The following is a 16,155-nucleotide window of genomic DNA, read 5'->3' as shown; positions in this document are numbered from 1 at the left end:
GGGTCCTAAGTTTGTGTGGATGGAACCTCCGGGTTGACCGCGGCTCACTGCTGCTGCTCCGACTGGCGGTCGCGCCAGTTGCTTTCAACGGGCCAGACCGACACACGCTCGCGGATGGAGATGGACGGCCGCGGCAGTCTCTCCACCGGGACCTGGGGCGAGTCCGCCAGCACCCAGGTGTCTTTGGAGCCTCCACCTTGGCTGGAATTGACGATCAGCGAGCCTTCCTTCAGCGCCACGCGGGTCAGTCCGCCGGGCAGGACCCAGACGTCGTCGCCGTCGTTGACTGCAAAGGGCCGCAGGTCGACGTGCCGCGGACCGAACTTGTCACCACCGAGGGTGGGCACGGTGGAAAGCTGCAGCACCGGCTGCGCGATCCAGCCGCGGGGGTCGGCGATGACCCGCCGACGCAGCGCCTCTAGTTCGTCCTTGGAGGCGTCAGGCCCGATCACCAGTCCCTTGCCGCCGGAACCGTCGACGGGTTTGACCACAAGTTCCGCCAGGTTGTCCAGGACGTACTCGCGGGCTTCCTTCTCCTCGAGCCGGAACGTGTCCACGTTCGCGATGACCGGCTCCTCGTTCAGGTAGTAGCGGATGAGGTCCGGGACGTAGCTGTATACGAGTTTGTCGTCCGCGACGCCGTTGCCCACGGCGTTGGCGATGGTCACGCCGCCTGCCCGTGCGGCATTTACCAGGCCGGGGCAGCCGAGCATGGAGTCCGAGCGGAACTGCAGCGGGTCGAGGAATTCATCATCGATCCGTTTGTAAATCACGTCCACCCGCTGTTCGCCCGCGGTGGTCCGCATATAGACCCGATTGCCGCGGCAGATAAGGTCCCGGCCCTCGACGAGCTCGACGCCCATGAGGCCGGCCAGCAGGGTGTGCTCGAAGTAGGCGCTGTTGAAGACGCCGGGGGTGAGCACAACGACGGTGGGGTCGTCGACGCCGGACGGGGCCGTTTTGCGCAGGGCGGACAGCAGCCGGCGGGGGTACTCCTCCACGGGCCGGATGAGCTGTTGGCCGAATGCCTCGGGCAGGCCCTTGGCCATGGCCCGCCGGTTCTCCAGAACATAGCTAACGCCGGAGGGAACCCGTACGTTGTCCTCGAGGACGCGGAAGGTGCCGGCGGCATCGCGGACGACGTCGATGCCGGAAATATGGACGCGCACCCCGCCGGCCGGCTCGAAGCCATGGACCTGGCGGTGAAAGTGGGCGCTGGTGGTGACCAACTGGCGCGGAATCACCCCGTCAGTCACGACATTCATTTTGTCGTACACGTCGTCCAGGAATGCCTCGAGCGCCCGCACGCGCTGGGCCACTCCGCGCTCGAGCACATCCCACTCGTCGGCGGGGATCACCCGGGGGACGATGTCGAGCGGAAACGGCCGCTCCTCCCCCGCGAAGTCAAAGGTCACACCGCGGTCCAGGAACGTCCGCGCCATCGAGTCCGCCCGGGCGCTGACGTCGGCCAGGGAGAGCCGGCGCAAGGCGTCCGCCACCTGGGCGTACGAATCACGGGCTTCCTGGCCAGGGGCGAACATCTCGTCGTAGGCGCCGGTTCTCCCGGCGGCCTCGGAGTAATCCTGGAATAGGTCTGACATGTCCTTTAGCCAACCATCTTTTTGTTTCGAAATCATTACTGCCATCCATTGTGGCGTGTTCCGGCGGTACCTCCGGTTCGTCTAATCCGTGTCCCGTCCGGCAAAGTAGGTGAGTGCCAGTGAACATAAGCCGCGGATCCACCGGAGGTGGGGAAAAAAGTGGGGAGAACAGCGGACGGAAGTCCGGTGCGGACCGCCTCCTTCCCGGCTTGATTACCGCGGCCCTTGCACTGGCCGCCGCGTTCGCCGTCCATGCGGTGGTGCCCGTGCTGCCCGCCATGACACTCGCCGTCGTCCTGGGCCTGCTCGCCGCAAACCTGCCCTGCACGGCTGTCTGGATAGCCGGCCGGGCGAGGCCCGGCCTCGACTTCGCCGGGAAGCACTTCATGCGGGCCGGAATCGTGATGCTGGGCCTCAAGGTCAGCATCGTGGATGTCCTGGGCCTGGGGTGGCTGGCGCTGGTCCTGGTGGCCGGCGTGGTGGTGGCGAGCTTTGCCGGCACGTATGTCATTTCCCGGCTCTTCCGTCTCCCGCAGCAGACGTCGCTCCTGGTGGCCACCGGCTTTTCGATCTGCGGCGCATCCGCGATCGGTGCCATGGCGGCGGTGCGGCGCATCCGGGATGTCGATACCGTGCTGCCCGTGGCCCTCGTGACTCTCTGCGGGACGCTGGCTATTGGAATCCTGCCGCTGCTGGTGCATCCCCTGCAGCTCAGCCCCCGCGCTTTCGGGGCCTGGACCGGCGCCTCCGTCCACGACGTCGGCCAGGTGGTGGCGACGGCGCAGACCGCCGGCACTGCGGCACTGGGCATCGCCGTCATCGTCAAACTCACCCGGGTCCTGCTGCTGGCCCCCATGGTTGCCGTGGCTGGCGTGCAGCAGCGGCACAGCACCAGCAGGCGGCGCCGTGAGGAGGCGGCCCGACGGATGGCCTCGGGCACTGCCGGCGCGGCGGCGCCCCAGGAGGCGGCGGCGCTGCCGCCTGTGGTGCCATTGTTCGTGGTTGGCTTCATGGCGATGGTGGGACTCCGGTCCACGGGCTGGCTGACGGCCGGCTGGCTTGATGCCGGGGCCGGGCTGCAGGACATCCTGCTGGGCGCGGCGCTGTTCGGGTTGGGGTCCGCAGTGCGGATCCGAACGCTGCTGCACACAGGATCCCGTGCGCTGCTGGCCGCCCTTGTTGCCTGGCTGCTGATCGCCCTGCTGGGCCTCGCGGCGGCCCTGGTGATGACCGCGTAGGGCCGTGATTAGATAGCGGGGTGCCACATGAGAATCTGCAGCGCGACGAAGCCGCCGAACGTTCAGCCCTGATCACCACCCACACCTATGACGTTTGGCTGGACGTGCGCCAGGCGGCAGATCCCGACGTTGCCGGCTACACGAGCCGCAGTGTCATCAACTTTTCCGCGACCGAGGGCGCGTCCACTTTCCTGGACTTCATCGGCGGCGGTGTCCACAGCGTCTTCCTCAACGGAAAAGGGCTGCGCGTAGCCGACATCGTGGACGGTGCGCGGATCCGGCTCGACAACCTGCAGGCAGAGAACCAGGTGTCCGTCACCGGCACTGCTTTGTACAGCCGCTCAGGGGAGGGCATGCACCGCTTTGTGGATCCGGCCGACGGCCAGTGCTACCTGTACACCCAGTACGAGCCAGCCGAAGCACGGCGGGTCTTCGCCAATTTCGAACAGCCCGACCTCAAGGCCGAGTTCACCTTCCATGTCATGGCACCCTCCGGCTGGGAAGTCGCGTCAAACGGCCAGGAGTCCGCATGTACGCCGCTGACCAGCGATCCTGCCACCAGCCGCTGGGATTTCGCCCCTACCAAGCCAATGTCCACGTACATCACCACCGTCCTGGCCGGGCCGTACTTCACCGCGCAGGACCGGTGGGAGGCGACGCTCGATGACGGCACACAGCTGGATGTGCCGCTGGCACTTTATTGCCGCGCATCCATGGCCGGGTCCTTTGACGTCGCTGAGCTCTTCACGTTGACCAAGAGCGGCCTGGACTTCTTCAACCGTCTCTTCGATTTCCCGTACCCGTGGGGAAAGTACGATCAGGCCTTCGTCCCCGAATACAACCTGGGCGCCATGGAAAACCCGGGCCTTGTCACGTTCACGGAGAGCTACGTCTTCACGTCCCGCGCCACGGACTCGCAGTACCAGGGCCGCGCCAACACACTGATGCACGAAATGGCGCACATGTGGTTCGGCGACCTGGTCACCATGCAATGGTGGGACGATCTGTGGCTCAAGGAATCACTGGCCGATTATATGGGGACGCTCGGAGTGGACCGGGCCACGGATTGGGACACCGCGTGGGTCAACTTCGCGAACAAACGCAAGGCGTGGGCATACGTCCAGGACCAGCTGCCCACCACGCATCCGATCGTGGCGGACATTCCGGACCTCGAGGCGGCCAAACAGAATTTCGACGGCATCACCTACGCCAAAGGCGCGTCGGTACTCAAGCAACTGGTGGCCTACGTCGGCTTTGATGCCTTCATCGCGGGCTCGCGGCAGTACTTCCGTGACCACGCGTACGGCAACACCACCCTGGCCGATCTACTCAAGGCGCTGAGTACCTCCTCAGGCCGGGACCTTGCCGGCTGGGCGGCCCAGTGGTTGCAGACTTCGGGCATTTCCACCCTGTCGCCGGAAATTGAAGTGCACGACGGCGTCCTCGGCGCGGTGTCGGTCGTCCAGGATGCCCTGGACCCCGTCACCGGACGGGAGGAACTGCGGCCGCACCGGCTCCGCGTGGGCCTCTATGACTACGACGGCGGCGGTGCCCTGGTCCGGACCGGCAGCGTGGAAACTGACGTTGCCGGAACTCGGACGCTTGTCCCGGAGCTCGCCGGCCGGCCGCGGCCCGCGCTCCTGCTGCTCAACGACGACGACCTCAGCTACGCGAAGGTACGCCTGGACCCGTTGTCAGAGGCCACGGTACTCGAGTCGCTGGGCCGGATCGCCGATCCCATGGCCCGCGCGCTCTGCTGGACCGCCCTGTGGAACTCAGCACGGGACGGAGAGAGCCCCGCCTCCCGGTACGTCGACGCGGTGAATGCCTTCGGGCCTTCCGAAACCGGGATTGGTGTCCTGCTGAACATCCTCGACAACGCCTCCACCGCCGTCGAACGTTACACAGCCGCGAGCGAGCGGAAGGGCGTACGGGCGTCGTTCCTGGCCGCCGCGGAAACGCAGCTGATACGGGCTGCGCCCGGTTCAGACCATCAGCTGGCCTGGGCCCGGACACTGGCATCGGTCAGCCGGCACGAAGCGACCCTCCTCCCGCGCCTCCGGGGCCTCCTGGACGGCACTGCCGCTGCCGAGGGACTTGCTGTTGACGCCGACCTGCGCTGGAACATCTGGCACGCCCTCGCGGCCAATGGGCAGGCTGGCACTGCGGAGCTTGACGCCGAACTTGCCAGGGACAACACCGCTTCCGGCCGCGTCGGCCACGCTACGGCGCTCGCCGCCCGCCCGGATCCGAACGTGAAAGCGGCGGCCTGGCATGCCGCTGTCCACGGGGAGGAACTGTCCAACGAGCTCCTCAGCGCCACGATTGCCGGCTTCCTGACGGCTCCAGGCGAACTGCTGCAACCCTACGTGGAGCCCTATTTCACCTGCCTTCGGAGTGTGTGGGACGGGCGGAGCATCGAAATCGCCAGCCGGATCGTCCGGGGAATGTTTCCGCTTGCGCAGGACCTGCCCGCTGACGGCACGCTGCCGGTACAACAACCGGTGATCCTCAGGACAGATGCCTGGCTGGCCAAGAACGCGGACGCTCCCCGGGCCTTGCGTCGGATCATTGTGGAGCAGCGCAGCCACCTCCTCCGGGCGCTCACGGCCCAGTCCGTCGTCCGGAAGTCCCCGTCGATTGCTCCGTAACTGCCCCTTTGACAGGGCAAAACGGCCGTGGGGAGCAACGGATGGTTCTTAGGGGACCCGGTTCAGCCATGCCTCGGTGCCGAACTTGGCTGCCACCCGCTCGCGGGCGGCAGCCAGTTCCCCCTCGGTGAGTTCTGAGGGCGTCGCCGCGTACCTTTCGGTAAATACCTCCATCATGGCGGAGATGATTTCCGTGCGCGCCAGGCCGGTCTGCCGGCGCAGGGGGTCCACCCGCTTTTTGGCGCTGCGCGTGCCCTTGTCCGACAACTTTTCCTTGCCGATGCGCAGTACTTCGACCATCTTGTCGGCGTCGATGTCATAGCTCATGGTGACGTGATGCAGCATGCCGCCGTTGGCAAGCCGCTTCTGGGCGGCCCCGCCGATCTTGCCCTGCTCCGTGGCGATGTCGTTGAGCGGGACATAGAACGCGGTAATCCCCAGCTTCTCCAGTGCGGCCATCACCCAGGCGTCCAGGAAGGCGTAGGAGTCCGCGAAGCTGATGCCGTCCACCAGGGTCTGCGGCAAGTACAGGGAGTACGTGATGCAGTTGCCGGCCTCCATGAACATCGCTCCCCCGCCGCTGATCCTGCGGACAACGCTGATCCCGTGCCGGGCCACGCCGTCGGGGTCTATTTCGTTGCGGACGGACTGGAAGCTTCCAATGACGACTGATGGTTCTTCCCAGTCCCAGAACCTCAAAGTGGGGTTGCGGCGGCCGGCGCCGACTTCCTCCGTCAGTACCTCGTCCAGGGCGACGTTGACGGATGTCGGCAGCACAGTGGGGGCAATGATGTTCCAGTGGTGGTCCGCCCAGGAGGTGGCCTTGGCCAAGGCGCGGCGCACGGTGATGGCAACGGCGTCGGCGGAAAAGCCGAACAGGACGGAGCCGGGAGGCAGCGAGGCTGTCACGGCGGCAGAAAGCTCTGCGGCCGTCGTCGTTTCCGGAAGCCCGGTGAGGGCGCCGTTGATGTCCAGCAGTGCTTCGTCAGGTTCCAGGAAGAAGTCCCCGCTGAGGGAGACGTTGGCGAGGGCGCCTTCAACGACGTCGAGGTCAACCACCACCAACTTGCCGCCCGGGACCTTGTACTCGCCGTGGTGGCTTGCCGGGAAACTGTGACGGAAAGTGTGATCGCCGGGTACTGGGCCGGGGCCTTGCTGGGTCATGCCTTCCATCCTGCCGCAGACAGCCGCCGACGCAGAACCAGGCACGCAAAAAGCCCGCACCGTTGCCGGTGCGGGCTTTCTAAGGAACCTTGGGGAAGCGAGTTACTTCTTGCCGCCGAAGCCCTTGAAGCGAGCGTTGAAGCGCTCGACGCGGCCTGCAGAGTCCATGATGCGCTGCTTGCCCGTGTAGAACGGGTGGGACTCGGAGGAGATTTCGACGTCGATGACCGGGTAGGTGTTTCCGTCTTCCCACTCGATGGTCTTCTTGGAAGACACGGTGGACTTGGTCAAAAACTTGACGCCGGAAGCCAGGTCGTTGAAAACAACAGCTTCGTACTTCGGGTGGATATCAGACTTCATAATGGGACCTTTGTTCGCACAACTGGATTTTGCCAGCTGCCAGGTATGAATGGGATGGCAGTCGCCCGCATCAGAAGACGCAGGGCGGCCAGCTATCAATAATAGCGGATCCGGCGGACCCTGACGAACCGGGGAGATCCGTCTAGGGCCGGGGCCGGAGCTCCCAGAACGCTACAGCAGATGCGGCGGCCACGTTGAGCGAGTCGACGCCGTTCCTCATGGGGATTTTAACGGCCAGGTCGACGGCGGCGAGGGTCTCTGCGCTCATGCCGGCGCCCTCGGTGCCGAGCACGAGGGCAAGGCGGTCCGGGTTGCGTGCGGCCAGCTTATCCACGTCCACGGCGTCCGGTGTCAGTTCCAGCGCGGCGACGGTGAAGCCCTCGTCCCGGAGGAGATTCAGATCCTGCGGCCAGCTGTCCAGCCGCGCCCAGGGCACCTGGAAGACCGTACCCATGCTGACCCTGACGCTCCGGCGGTAGAGCGGATCGCCGCACCGTGGCGAAATCAGTACGGCGTCGATCTCCAGCGCCGCTGCCGAGCGGAAGATCGCCCCCACGTTGGTGTGGTCCACGATGTCCTCCAGGACTGCCACGCGGCGGGCTCCGCGGAGCAATTCGTGCAGGGGCACAGGATCAGGCCGCTGCATGGCTGCCATCGCCCCGCGGTGCAGGTGGAATCCTGTGATCTCCTCGAGCAGGGCGGCGCTGCCGATGAAAGCCGGTACATCGGGGTATGCGCTGAGGACGTCCTGCAGGTCATCCAGCCATTTCTCCGCCAGGAAAAACGAACGGGGGCTGTGGCCCGCGGCCAGTGCGCGACGGAGCACACGCGAAGACTCGGCGATGTACATGCCCTCGGCCGGTTCACGGAGTTTCCGCAGGTGCACGTCTGTCAGCTGCGTGTAGTCGGAGACACGCGGGTCCCCTGAGGATTCAAGGTAGTGGATTGTCACCGGCTGATTATTTCAGCAGATTGGCGATCATGAAGCCCAAGGCCACCAGCCCGAGGGCGAAGATGACTGCCCGCAGCACCAGGGGGGAAAGCCGCCGGCCAATCCTGGAGCCGAGGAGCCCGCCTATCGTGGAGCTCACGGCGATCAGGAGCACTACCAGCCAGTTAATCCGGTCAAAGGCGAAAAGCAGATAGGAAACGGCGGCCACCAGGTTCACGCCCAGCACCAGAATGTTCTTCATGGCGTTCGCATTCTGGATGGTTCCCGTGAGGAACACACCCAGGATTCCCACCAGCAGGATTCCCTGCGCTGCCACGAAGTAGCCGCCGTAGACACCGGCCAGGTAGACGAGCACCACCAGAAACACCCCGTGGCGCTTGTCCCGGATGGCGTGCTCGGGATTCTCTTCGCGGTTGCGCACCCACGACTGCAGCCGTGGCTGGAACACCACCATCAGCAGGGCCAGGATTAGCAGGACCGGCGCCACGTAATGGAAGACCATCTCGGGGAGATGCAGGAGGAGCCACGCACCGGAAATGCCGCCCAGCAGCGACGCCGGCAGGAGCTTGAGCAGCTGCACGCCCCTGCCCTTGAGTTCCCGGCGGTATCCCCACGCCCCGGCCGCAGTGCCGGCCACGAGTCCCATGGCGTTGCTCATGGACGCCACGACCGGGGTGACTCCCAGGGCGATCAGGACCGGGAAGGTCACCAGGGTGCCGGAGCCGACGACGGCATTGATGGTGCCGGCCCACAGGCCCGCAAAGAAGACAATAACGCTGCCGAGAGGCTCCACCGTGGTTTGCTGCGGCTAGCGCCGCGCGGTGGCGGTGTACCGGCCCCCGTTGACCGTCACATCCAGGTCGAGTCCGAAGGTCCGGCTCAGGTGCTGGGCGGTCAGCACCTCGGTGATGGGGCCGGCGGCGACGACATTGGCGTCCCGGAGCAGCATGGCGTGGGTGAATCCCGGCGGCACTTCTTCGAGGTGGTGGGTGACCAGGACTATCGCGGGCGCCGAATCGTCCCGCGCCAGTTCACTCAGTCGGTGCACGAGGTCCTCGCGGCCGCCCAGGTCCAGGCCGGCGGCGGGCTCGTCCAGCAGGAGGAGTTCGGGGTCGGTCATGAGGGCGCGGGCGATCTGCACTCGCTTGCGCTCTCCCTCCGACAGGGATGCAAACGGACGGTTGAGCAGCGGCCCCATGCCCCACTCGTTCAACAATGAGAAAGCCCGGCGCTCGTCATCCCTTTCGTACCCTTCCCGCCAGCGGCCGGTCACACCATAGGCAGCGGTCACCACCACGTTGAGGACCTTCTCATGCTCCGGGATCTGGTTGGCGAGGGCGGCGGAGGAGAGGCCGATGCGGGGACGGAGCTCAAACACGTCCACCGCGCCCAGGATTTCTTCCAGGATGCCGGCCATGCCGCTGGTGGGGTGGAGCCGGGCGGCAGCGATCTGCAGGAGAGTGGTCTTGCCGGCGCCGTTGGGGCCAAGGATGACCCAGCGTTCGCCCTCCTTGACCTGCCAGTCCACCTTGTTCAGGAGCGTTTTTGCTCCGCGTACAACGCTGACGGCGGCCAGTTCAAGAACATCACTCATAGGAGTAGACACTAGGACAAAACGACGGCGGACTGATAACTGATGCCTGGCAGCCCTCCCGGAACTGCGGGCATGTCCGTGCGGCGCCACAAATTCGGGCAGCAGTCCTACGCTGGCTAAGATTGCAGCCATGACTTCGAACGTGACTGCGGTCAGCTATGGCCTCAAACTGACCCCCGCGGAGCTGGAGCAGCTGCGTTCCCTTCTCACCGGATCCGGCGCTGCCGTCCAGTCGGAAACCCAGGCCGGGGACAACCGTTACGAGGTCCACACGGCTGACCTGGCCCTGGCCGACGCCACGACAGCCGGCATTACAGCCCTTCGCAGGGCGGTGGCAGAGGCTTCGCTGGATGGACTCGATACCGCCATTGTCCCGGCCGGGCTGCGGACTGCCCCCCGCAAGTTCCTGATCATGGACGTTGACTCGACGCTGATCCAGCAGGAAGTGATTGAGCTCCTGGCCGCCTATGCCGGGAAGCGGGAGGAAGTGGCAGCCGTTACGGAAGCCGCGATGCGCGGCGAACTGGACTTTGCCCAGAGCCTGCACGCCCGCGTGGCAGTGCTCGCAGGACTGCCGGCCGCTGTCGTCGACGCCGTGCGGGCGGAAGTGAAACTGAGTGAGGGCGCAGCCGAACTGGTGGCAGCGTTCAAGGCGGCCGGCCATGTGGTGGCGGTGGTATCAGGCGGCTTCAACCAGATCCTCCGTCCCATCGCCGAGGACCTTGGCCTGGACTACTGGATCGCCAACGAGCTGGAGATTGTGGACGGAGTCCTCACCGGCAAGGTGCTCGGCGCAGTCATCGACCGTGAGGCAAAAGAGAAGTACCTGCGGGAGTGGGCCGCCGCCGAAGGAATCGCGATGGAACACACCATCGCAGTAGGCGACGGAGCCAACGACCTGGACATGCTTGGCGCGGCCGGGATCGGCGTGGCGTTCAACGCCAAGCCCGCCGTCCGGGCCGTTGCCGATTCCGCCGTGAACATGCCTTACCTCGACGCCGTACGTCACATCGCCGGGGTTTGATGTCCTGACGGCCGGAAGATGGCATTCCACGGCTGTGCCTGAAGGACAAAGCCGTGAAATGCCATCTGGCGGGTGTCGGCTTAGGTGGCGCTCTTGCCGAAGTAGTCGGCGCCGCCGGCGTACTCGGTGTGGCCCGATTCGACGTCGGCCGTGGCCATGCCAGCCACCACTTGAGCGAACTCTTCAACAGAGTAAAGCTTTCCCGCTTCGGCGCGGCGGGCCTCGATGGCGCCCGGGCTGGAACGGTCCAGCAGCGTTGCAGTCACTGTGCCTTCGATCATGTCGCCGGACACAACCACCAGCGAGATGCCCTTGTCCGCAAGGTTCGGCAGAAGTTCACGCAGGGCGTCTTCACCGGCGCGTTTGCTGCGGGCGACCGGCTCATATTCCGGCATGGTGGGAACGGAGTTGATGAAGTGGGCCTGGTGGCTGGTCACGAAGACCACGCGGGAGCCCTCCCCCATCAGGGGAACGGCGGCGTTGAGCATGTTCACCTGCGCGTCACGGTTGAGCTTGAGGGCGTAATCGTCCTCGACGCCCGATTCCATGCCGCCGGACGCGTTGAGGACCAGCACGTCCAGGGAGCCGAAATTCTCCATGGCCGCGCTGGCAAGGGCCTGCACGCCTTCCTGGGTGGTGAGGTCGGCGCCCACGGCTACGGCACGTCCGCCGGCGGCTTCAATCCCCGCAACCACCTTGTTGGCGCGCGGTGCCTTCTGCCGGTAGTTGACGACGATGGCGGCACCCTCGGCGGCGAGGTTCTTCGCCACTTCGGCGCCAATTCCCCGCGACGATCCGGTCACGATTGCCGTCTTGTTGTCCAGCATTCCCATATGGGCTCCTTTTGTTCGAAACGTCTAAGTGCGTCTGGGTCTGCAGTCCATCATGCCAGCGCAGCCCGCCGATCCGCTTGTTTGACCCCCACAAAGAAAGCCCCGGGCAACTAGTTTGCTTGGTCGGCTAGCATCCGCCCCGCGAAGCTCCTGCGGAGCGGGCTTCGACGGCGCAGGCTGCCGTTAGTGGCCCATGCCCATTCCGCCGTCCACGGGGATGACAGCCCCGGAAATGTACGCTGCCTCATCGCTGGAAATCCAGCGGACCACATTCGCCACTTCGGAGGCTTCGGCAAAGCGGCCGGCCGGAATCCTGGACAGAAGTTCCTTCCGGGTTGCCTTCGGCAGTTCAGCGGTCATGTCAGTGTTAATGAAGCCCGGCGCCACGACGTTGGCCGTGATACCGCGGGACCCCAGTTCACGGGTCAGGGAGCGCGCAATGCCCACCAGGCCGGCCTTGGACGCCGAGTAGTTGATCTGTCCTGGAGCCCCCCAGAGTCCCGAGACCGAGGAGATCAGGACCACACGCCCCTTCCGAAGGCGGATCATCCCCTTGGAAGCCCTCTTGATGACCCGGAATGCGCCTGTGAGGTTAGTGTCGATCACGGACGTGAAATCGTCCTCGGACATACGCAGCAGAAGCGTGTCCTTGGTGATGCCCGCGTTGGCCACGAGGACCTCAACTGGCCCATGCGCGGCTTCCACCTCGGAAAACGCCGCATCCACGGACTTTTCGTCCGTGACGTCGGCCTTAACGCCAAGAATACCGTCGGGCAGTTGCGACTCACTCCGGTACGTCACGGCAACCTTGTCGCCGTTGGCCAAGAACGCCTCAGCGATGGCCAGCCCGATGCCTCGGTTGCCTCCCGTGATCAGGACGCTGCGGCCCGCGGTAACTGCTTTAGACATAAAAGGCTCCGGGATTCTGCGGCACGCTGCGCCGCTGTAAGAAGGGGGTGTGATTTTGCTGCCTCCCGATCTTAGCCTCCGTTTGGGCGCCACTGCTGATGGTGAGAGAATTGAGACAAGCCTTGGAGCGTGATCAATCAGCTGTGACCCTTGAAAACCATGCCGGACAGCCCATGCCCGGAGACCGTGAGCCGTTCTCCGGTGATTCCGGGGTCCACTCGATTACCGACGCCGCGGCAGCCCATTCAGAGGACATGCGCAAGCGCATGATCAAGTACGCCCTGGCCATGGGAATCCGCCTGGTATGCCTCATCCTCATCTTTGTGGTGGACGGCTGGTTCAAGATCGTCATGGTTGCCGGTGCTGTTTTCCTGCCGTGGATTGCGGTGATCATCGCCAACGGCGGCGACAAGGCGGAGAGCCATAGCGATTCGCTCCTTGAGTCAGCGCCCCTGGCGGAGCTTGAGGGCCCTGAATGGACCACGGAGGAGGACGGCGGCACCTCCACAGTCGTGCAGGGCGAACTCATCGATGATGACGACGACGAACCCAACCGCGGACAGGAACGGCGCGCTTCATGAACATTTTTGACCTGGCTGCCGGGGCGGACGGTCCCGAACCGGCAGTTGCCACGTGTTCCCGGAAGGCCTGCCGTGCGGAGGCCTCTTGGCAGCTCCTGTGGAACAATCCCAAGATCCATACGCCCGAGCGGCGCAAGATCTGGCTGGCCTGCAACGAGCACCGTGACTGGCTTCAGGATTATCTCCAGACGCGCGGACTCTGGAAGGAAACCGTGGAGCTGGCACCGGTGCCGGCGTCCGAGCCGACTCCGTTGGGGCAGGACCGCTGAATGTACCGCTTCCTTTTTTCCAGCAAGTGGTTGGGTTATCTCCTGCTGGCCGCCATCTTCGCCGCGGCCTGCGTCTTCCTGGGACGCTGGCAGATGGACCGCAGGGCCGAGACCCTGGCCGAAATCAACCGCGTGGTGTCCAACTACTCCGCCGCTCCCGTCCCTTTCGTGCAAGCCCGGGATGAATTCACGCGAATGGATCCGGAGAAGGAATGGACCCAGGTTGAGCTCAGGGGCCGGTATGCCACCGAAGGCCAAAGGGTTGTCCGGAACCGAACCCTCAACGGCCAGCCCGGGTACGAAGTGGTAGTCCCCTTCAAACTGGACACCGGCGAGACCGTGGTGATCGACCGGGGATGGTTGCCCATCGGGAACAACACCCCGGGACATCCCGACTCCGTCCCAGAGCCTCCCGCCGGCGAGGTCACGGCCATCGTCCGGCTCAAACCCGGCGAGCCGCAGCTGCAGCGGGGCGCTCCCGACGGGCAACTGGCGTCCATTGACCTTCCCACCTACTCCAGCGAACTCGGCTACCCGCTCCTGACCGGTGCCTACGGCCTGCTCGCATCCGAGACGCCTCCCGTCCCTGACATGCCGGCCGCCTTCCCGATGCCCGCCACCGAGGAAGGCACACACCTGTCCTACTCGCTGCAGTGGTTCGCCTTCGGAATCCTCATGTTCGTGGGGTTCGGCTACGCTGCCCGGCAGCAGGCCAGGAATGCCGCGATTGATGCCCAGGACGCCCTGGAAGCCGAAGAAGCGGGGCTGGAGCCCATGCACTCAACGGCCGCCGCATCCCGGCGTCGCGCTCCTGTACGGCGAAGGGGCGGCAAACCTACGGCAGAGGAAGAGGAAGACGCCATCCTCGACGCCCAGGGCTTCTGAATGCTCCGTGAGCCGGTCAGCAACGTCAGGCGCGCCCTTGTGCCGGCCGGCTGATTGACGGGGTTTACGATGAGGGCATGAGCGATAATCCAGCTGATGATGGCCCGGAAGTACCGGATGAGGAAAGCCCCCGGGGGTTCCTCGCTGATGCCCTTTCGCCGGTGGTGGATCCGGATGTTGAGGCAGATCGGCCAAGCGTGGGCGGAGAGCCTCCCGAACAAACCTGAATCACGTGATGCCCGGGTCAGGTCTCCGTTGGCAATGACTCCTAGGCCAGTGTGATCAGGTCCAGGTAGTCTTCGTTCCAGTGGTCCTCGATCCCATCAGGCAGCAGGACAACCCGCTCCGGATTGAGGGCTTCGACGGCGCCTTCGTCGTGGCTGACCAGGACGACGGCGCCGCTGTAGTTGCGGAGCGCACCGAGGATTTCGGCTCGGCTGGCGGGGTCCAGGTTATTGGTGGGCTCGTCGAGCAGGAGCACGTTGGCGCTGGACGCGACAATGGTCGCCAGGGCAAGACGGGTCTTCTCACCGCCGGAGAGGACTCCGGCTGGCTTCTCGACGTCGTCGCCGGAGAACAGGAAGGAACCGAGGATGCCGCGGACTTCGGCGTCCTTCATGTCCGGGGCGGACGATCGCATGTTCTCAAGGACAGTACGCTCGACGTCGAGCGTCTCGTGCTCCTGGGCGTAGTAGCCCACCTTCAGGCCGTGGCCCGCAATGACGTCGCCCGTGTCAGGTTTGTCTACACCCGCCAGCATCCGCAGGAGCGTGGTCTTGCCGGCACCGTTGAGTCCCAGGATAACCACCTTGGAACCGCGATCGATGGCCAAGTCCACGTCGGTGAAGATCTCGAGGGAGCCATAGGACTTGCTGAGGCCTTCGGCCGTGAGCGGGGTTTTGCCGCAGGGCGACGGATCCGGGAAGCGGAGGGCAGCCACGCGGTCGTTCTCGCGGACGGCCTCCAGTCCACTCAGCAGGCGCTCGGCACGCTTGGCCATGTTCTGCGCTGCCACTGCCTTCGTGGCCTTGGCGCGCATCTTGTTGGCCTGGTCAAACAGTACCTGGGCCTTCTTCTCGGCGTTCGCGCGTTCCCGTTTCCGGGCGCGCTCGTCGGTTTCACGCTGGGTGAGGTAGCGCTTCCAGTCCATGTTGTAGAAATCGATCTGGGCCCGGTTGGCGTCCAGCAGGAAGACTTTGTTCACGGTGGCTTCCAGCAGTTCCGTGTCGTGGCTGATCACGATCAGGCCGCCCTGGTGGTTCTTCAGGAAGTCGCGCAACCAGGCGATCGAGTCGGCGTCGAGGTGGTTGGTGGGCTCATCGAGGAGCATGGTTTCGGCATCGGAGTACAGGATACGGGCGAGCTCCACACGGCGCCGCTGCCCGCCTGACAGCGTCTTGAGGGGCTGGTTCAGCAGGCGGTCCGGCAGGGCAAGGTTCGAGCAGATCGCTGCGGCTTCTGCTTCGGCAGCATAACCACCGGCCGCCAGGAATTCGGATTCCAGCCGGTCGTAGCGGTTCATCGCCTTGCGCTGAACCGCGGCGTCCTCGCTGGCCATTTCCTCGTGGGCGATGCGGAGCTTGCCCACGGCGATGTCCAGGCCCCGGACGGACAGGATACGGTCCCGCGCGAGCTGTTCCATGTCCGGGGTGCGCGGATCCTGCGGAAGGTAGCCGATCTCCCCAGTGCGCGTCACTTTTCCGGCCGCCGGGAGTCCTTCTCCCGCGAGTACCCGGGTCAGCGTGGTCTTGCCCGCACCGTTCCGGCCCACCAGGCCGATCTTGTCTCCCTTGTCGATGCGGAAGCTCACCTGGTCCATAAGGAGCCGGGCGCCGGCGCGGAGTTCAAGATCCTGGACGGTAATCACAGCAGGTAAGGCCTTTCACAACAAGGGAACGCTGCAGCTCGACGGACGACGTCTGGAAGAAGCGTCCGGAAGCAGCAGGGCAGAGTGACCGGAGAACGGCCTAGACAAGTCTACCGGCCGCAGCTTCACGCCATAACCGCCCTCGCGCCGTCTTGAAATGGAACTTTTGTGCCCAGCCGTCACCATCGGACCTCCCGCTTAGTAGGGCCCCTACAAAATGGCGGCCA

16 protein-coding genes are annotated in these 16,155 nt (G+C 65.1%); 7 read left to right on the top strand and 9 right to left on the bottom strand.

Annotated elements, in window-relative coordinates; genetic code table 11:
* Positions 1–44: 44 nt before the first annotated feature.
* Positions 45–1,601, bottom strand: a complete 1,557-nt coding sequence (locus J7E83_RS03925) for a circularly permuted type 2 ATP-grasp protein (RefSeq protein ID WP_214959283.1) — start codon at positions 1,599–1,601, stop codon at positions 45–47.
* Between the two features lie 209 nt (positions 1,602–1,810).
* Here J7E83_RS03925 and J7E83_RS03920 point away from each other — a divergent pair, with 209 nt between their 5' ends.
* Positions 1,811–2,839 carry a YeiH family protein gene (locus J7E83_RS03920; protein ID WP_251043508.1) on the top strand — a complete coding sequence of 343 codons (1,029 nt, stop codon included), beginning with the start codon at positions 1,811–1,813 and terminating at the stop codon, positions 2,837–2,839.
* 20 nt (positions 2,840–2,859) lie between these two features.
* A complete protein-coding gene (gene pepN, locus J7E83_RS03915) occupies positions 2,860–5,490 on the top strand; it encodes an aminopeptidase N (protein WP_214959281.1) in 2,631 nt (876 codons plus the stop codon).
* A 48-nt stretch (positions 5,491–5,538) separates the two neighbouring features.
* Here pepN and J7E83_RS03910 read toward each other — a convergent pair whose 3' ends face one another.
* From J7E83_RS03910 to J7E83_RS03890, 5 genes are all read right to left on the bottom strand, one after another.
* Positions 5,539–6,654, bottom strand: coding sequence for a biotin/lipoate A/B protein ligase family protein (locus J7E83_RS03910; RefSeq protein ID WP_214959279.1), 1,116 nt, complete (start codon positions 6,652–6,654; stop codon positions 5,539–5,541).
* A gap of 102 nt (positions 6,655–6,756) precedes the next feature.
* Positions 6,757–7,014, bottom strand: a complete 258-nt coding sequence (locus J7E83_RS03905; RefSeq protein ID WP_028267311.1) for a type B 50S ribosomal protein L31 — start codon at positions 7,012–7,014, stop codon at positions 6,757–6,759.
* A gap of 142 nt (positions 7,015–7,156) precedes the next feature.
* Positions 7,157–7,966, bottom strand: coding sequence for an RNA methyltransferase (locus J7E83_RS03900; RefSeq protein WP_214959277.1), 810 nt, complete (start codon positions 7,964–7,966; stop codon positions 7,157–7,159).
* A gap of 7 nt (positions 7,967–7,973) precedes the next feature.
* The gene (locus J7E83_RS03895; protein ID WP_214959275.1) at positions 7,974–8,759 is read right to left on the bottom strand and encodes a sulfite exporter TauE/SafE family protein; all 786 of its coding nucleotides are present in this window, start codon (positions 8,757–8,759) and stop codon (positions 7,974–7,976) included.
* Positions 8,760–8,774: 15 nt separating this feature from the next.
* A complete protein-coding gene (locus tag J7E83_RS03890; protein ID WP_214959273.1) occupies positions 8,775–9,560 on the bottom strand; it encodes an ABC transporter ATP-binding protein in 786 nt (261 codons plus the stop codon).
* 130 nt (positions 9,561–9,690) lie between these two features.
* Between J7E83_RS03890 and serB the strand changes: the two genes are divergently transcribed.
* On the top strand, positions 9,691–10,584 hold the full coding sequence (serB, locus tag J7E83_RS03885; protein WP_214959272.1) for a phosphoserine phosphatase SerB: 894 nt from the start codon (positions 9,691–9,693) through the stop codon (positions 10,582–10,584).
* An 80-nt stretch (positions 10,585–10,664) separates the two neighbouring features.
* Here the strand turns inward: serB and J7E83_RS03880 are convergent, their stop codons facing one another.
* Both J7E83_RS03880 and J7E83_RS03875 read right to left on the bottom strand, forming a co-directional pair.
* Entirely contained in the window at positions 10,665–11,417 is a 753-nt protein-coding gene (locus J7E83_RS03880) for an SDR family oxidoreductase (RefSeq protein WP_214959270.1), read from the bottom strand.
* Positions 11,418–11,600: 183 nt separating this feature from the next.
* Positions 11,601–12,326, bottom strand: a complete 726-nt coding sequence (locus J7E83_RS03875) for a beta-ketoacyl-ACP reductase (protein WP_214959268.1) — start codon at positions 12,324–12,326, stop codon at positions 11,601–11,603.
* 143 nt (positions 12,327–12,469) lie between these two features.
* Between J7E83_RS03875 and J7E83_RS03870 the strand changes: the two genes are divergently transcribed.
* The 4 genes from J7E83_RS03870 to J7E83_RS03855 all read left to right on the top strand — a co-directional run bounded on the left by J7E83_RS03870 (position 12,470) and on the right by J7E83_RS03855 (position 14,288).
* Positions 12,470–12,907, top strand: a complete 438-nt coding sequence (locus tag J7E83_RS03870; RefSeq protein ID WP_311379575.1) for a DUF3099 domain-containing protein — start codon at positions 12,470–12,472, stop codon at positions 12,905–12,907.
* Positions 12,904–13,176, top strand: a complete 273-nt coding sequence (locus J7E83_RS03865) for a hypothetical protein (RefSeq protein WP_214959266.1) — start codon at positions 12,904–12,906, stop codon at positions 13,174–13,176. Before J7E83_RS03870 ends, J7E83_RS03865 begins: the two co-directional genes overlap by 4 nt.
* A complete protein-coding gene (locus J7E83_RS03860) occupies positions 13,177–14,061 on the top strand; it encodes an SURF1 family protein (RefSeq protein WP_214959264.1) in 885 nt (294 codons plus the stop codon).
* Positions 14,062–14,138: 77 nt separating this feature from the next.
* Positions 14,139–14,288: a hypothetical protein gene (locus J7E83_RS03855; RefSeq protein WP_214959261.1), complete on the top strand. Its 150-nt coding sequence runs from the start codon at positions 14,139–14,141 to the stop codon at positions 14,286–14,288.
* A 41-nt stretch (positions 14,289–14,329) separates the two neighbouring features.
* Here the strand turns inward: J7E83_RS03855 and J7E83_RS03850 are convergent, their stop codons facing one another.
* Entirely contained in the window at positions 14,330–15,928 is a 1,599-nt protein-coding gene (locus tag J7E83_RS03850) for an ABC-F family ATP-binding cassette domain-containing protein (RefSeq protein WP_214959259.1), read from the bottom strand.
* Positions 15,929–16,155: the final 227 nt, after the last annotated feature.

It is taken from the genome of Arthrobacter sp. ISL-48 (assembly GCF_018613805.1).
Taxonomy (GTDB): Bacteria; Actinomycetota; Actinomycetes; order Actinomycetales; family Micrococcaceae; genus Arthrobacter.
The sequence above is the reverse complement of the archived record's forward strand: the minus strand, read 5'-3'. Positions and strand labels throughout refer to the sequence as shown.

What these genes read in the sequence shown, in the direction of transcription:
- J7E83_RS03925 (WP_214959283.1), bottom strand. Translation starts at nt 1,601, where the DNA reads ATGTCAGACCTATTCCAGGATTACTCCGAGGCCGCCGGGAGAACCGGC.
- J7E83_RS03910 (WP_214959279.1), bottom strand. Translation starts at nt 6,654, where the DNA reads ATGACCCAGCAAGGCCCCGGCCCAGTACCCGGCGATCACACTTTCCGT.
- J7E83_RS03905 (WP_028267311.1), bottom strand. Translation starts at nt 7,014, where the DNA reads ATGAAGTCTGATATCCACCCGAAGTACGAAGCTGTTGTTTTCAACGAC.
- J7E83_RS03890 (WP_214959273.1), bottom strand. Translation starts at nt 9,560, where the DNA reads ATGAGTGATGTTCTTGAACTGGCCGCCGTCAGCGTTGTACGCGGAGCA.
- serB (WP_214959272.1), top strand. Translation starts at nt 9,691, where the DNA reads ATGACTTCGAACGTGACTGCGGTCAGCTATGGCCTCAAACTGACCCCC.
- J7E83_RS03880 (WP_214959270.1), bottom strand. Translation starts at nt 11,417, where the DNA reads ATGGGAATGCTGGACAACAAGACGGCAATCGTGACCGGATCGTCGCGG.
- J7E83_RS03875 (WP_214959268.1), bottom strand. Translation starts at nt 12,326, where the DNA reads ATGTCTAAAGCAGTTACCGCGGGCCGCAGCGTCCTGATCACGGGAGGC.
- J7E83_RS03865 (WP_214959266.1), top strand. Translation starts at nt 12,904, where the DNA reads ATGAACATTTTTGACCTGGCTGCCGGGGCGGACGGTCCCGAACCGGCA.
- J7E83_RS03860 (WP_214959264.1), top strand. Translation starts at nt 13,177, where the DNA reads ATGTACCGCTTCCTTTTTTCCAGCAAGTGGTTGGGTTATCTCCTGCTG.
- J7E83_RS03855 (WP_214959261.1), top strand. Translation starts at nt 14,139, where the DNA reads ATGAGCGATAATCCAGCTGATGATGGCCCGGAAGTACCGGATGAGGAA.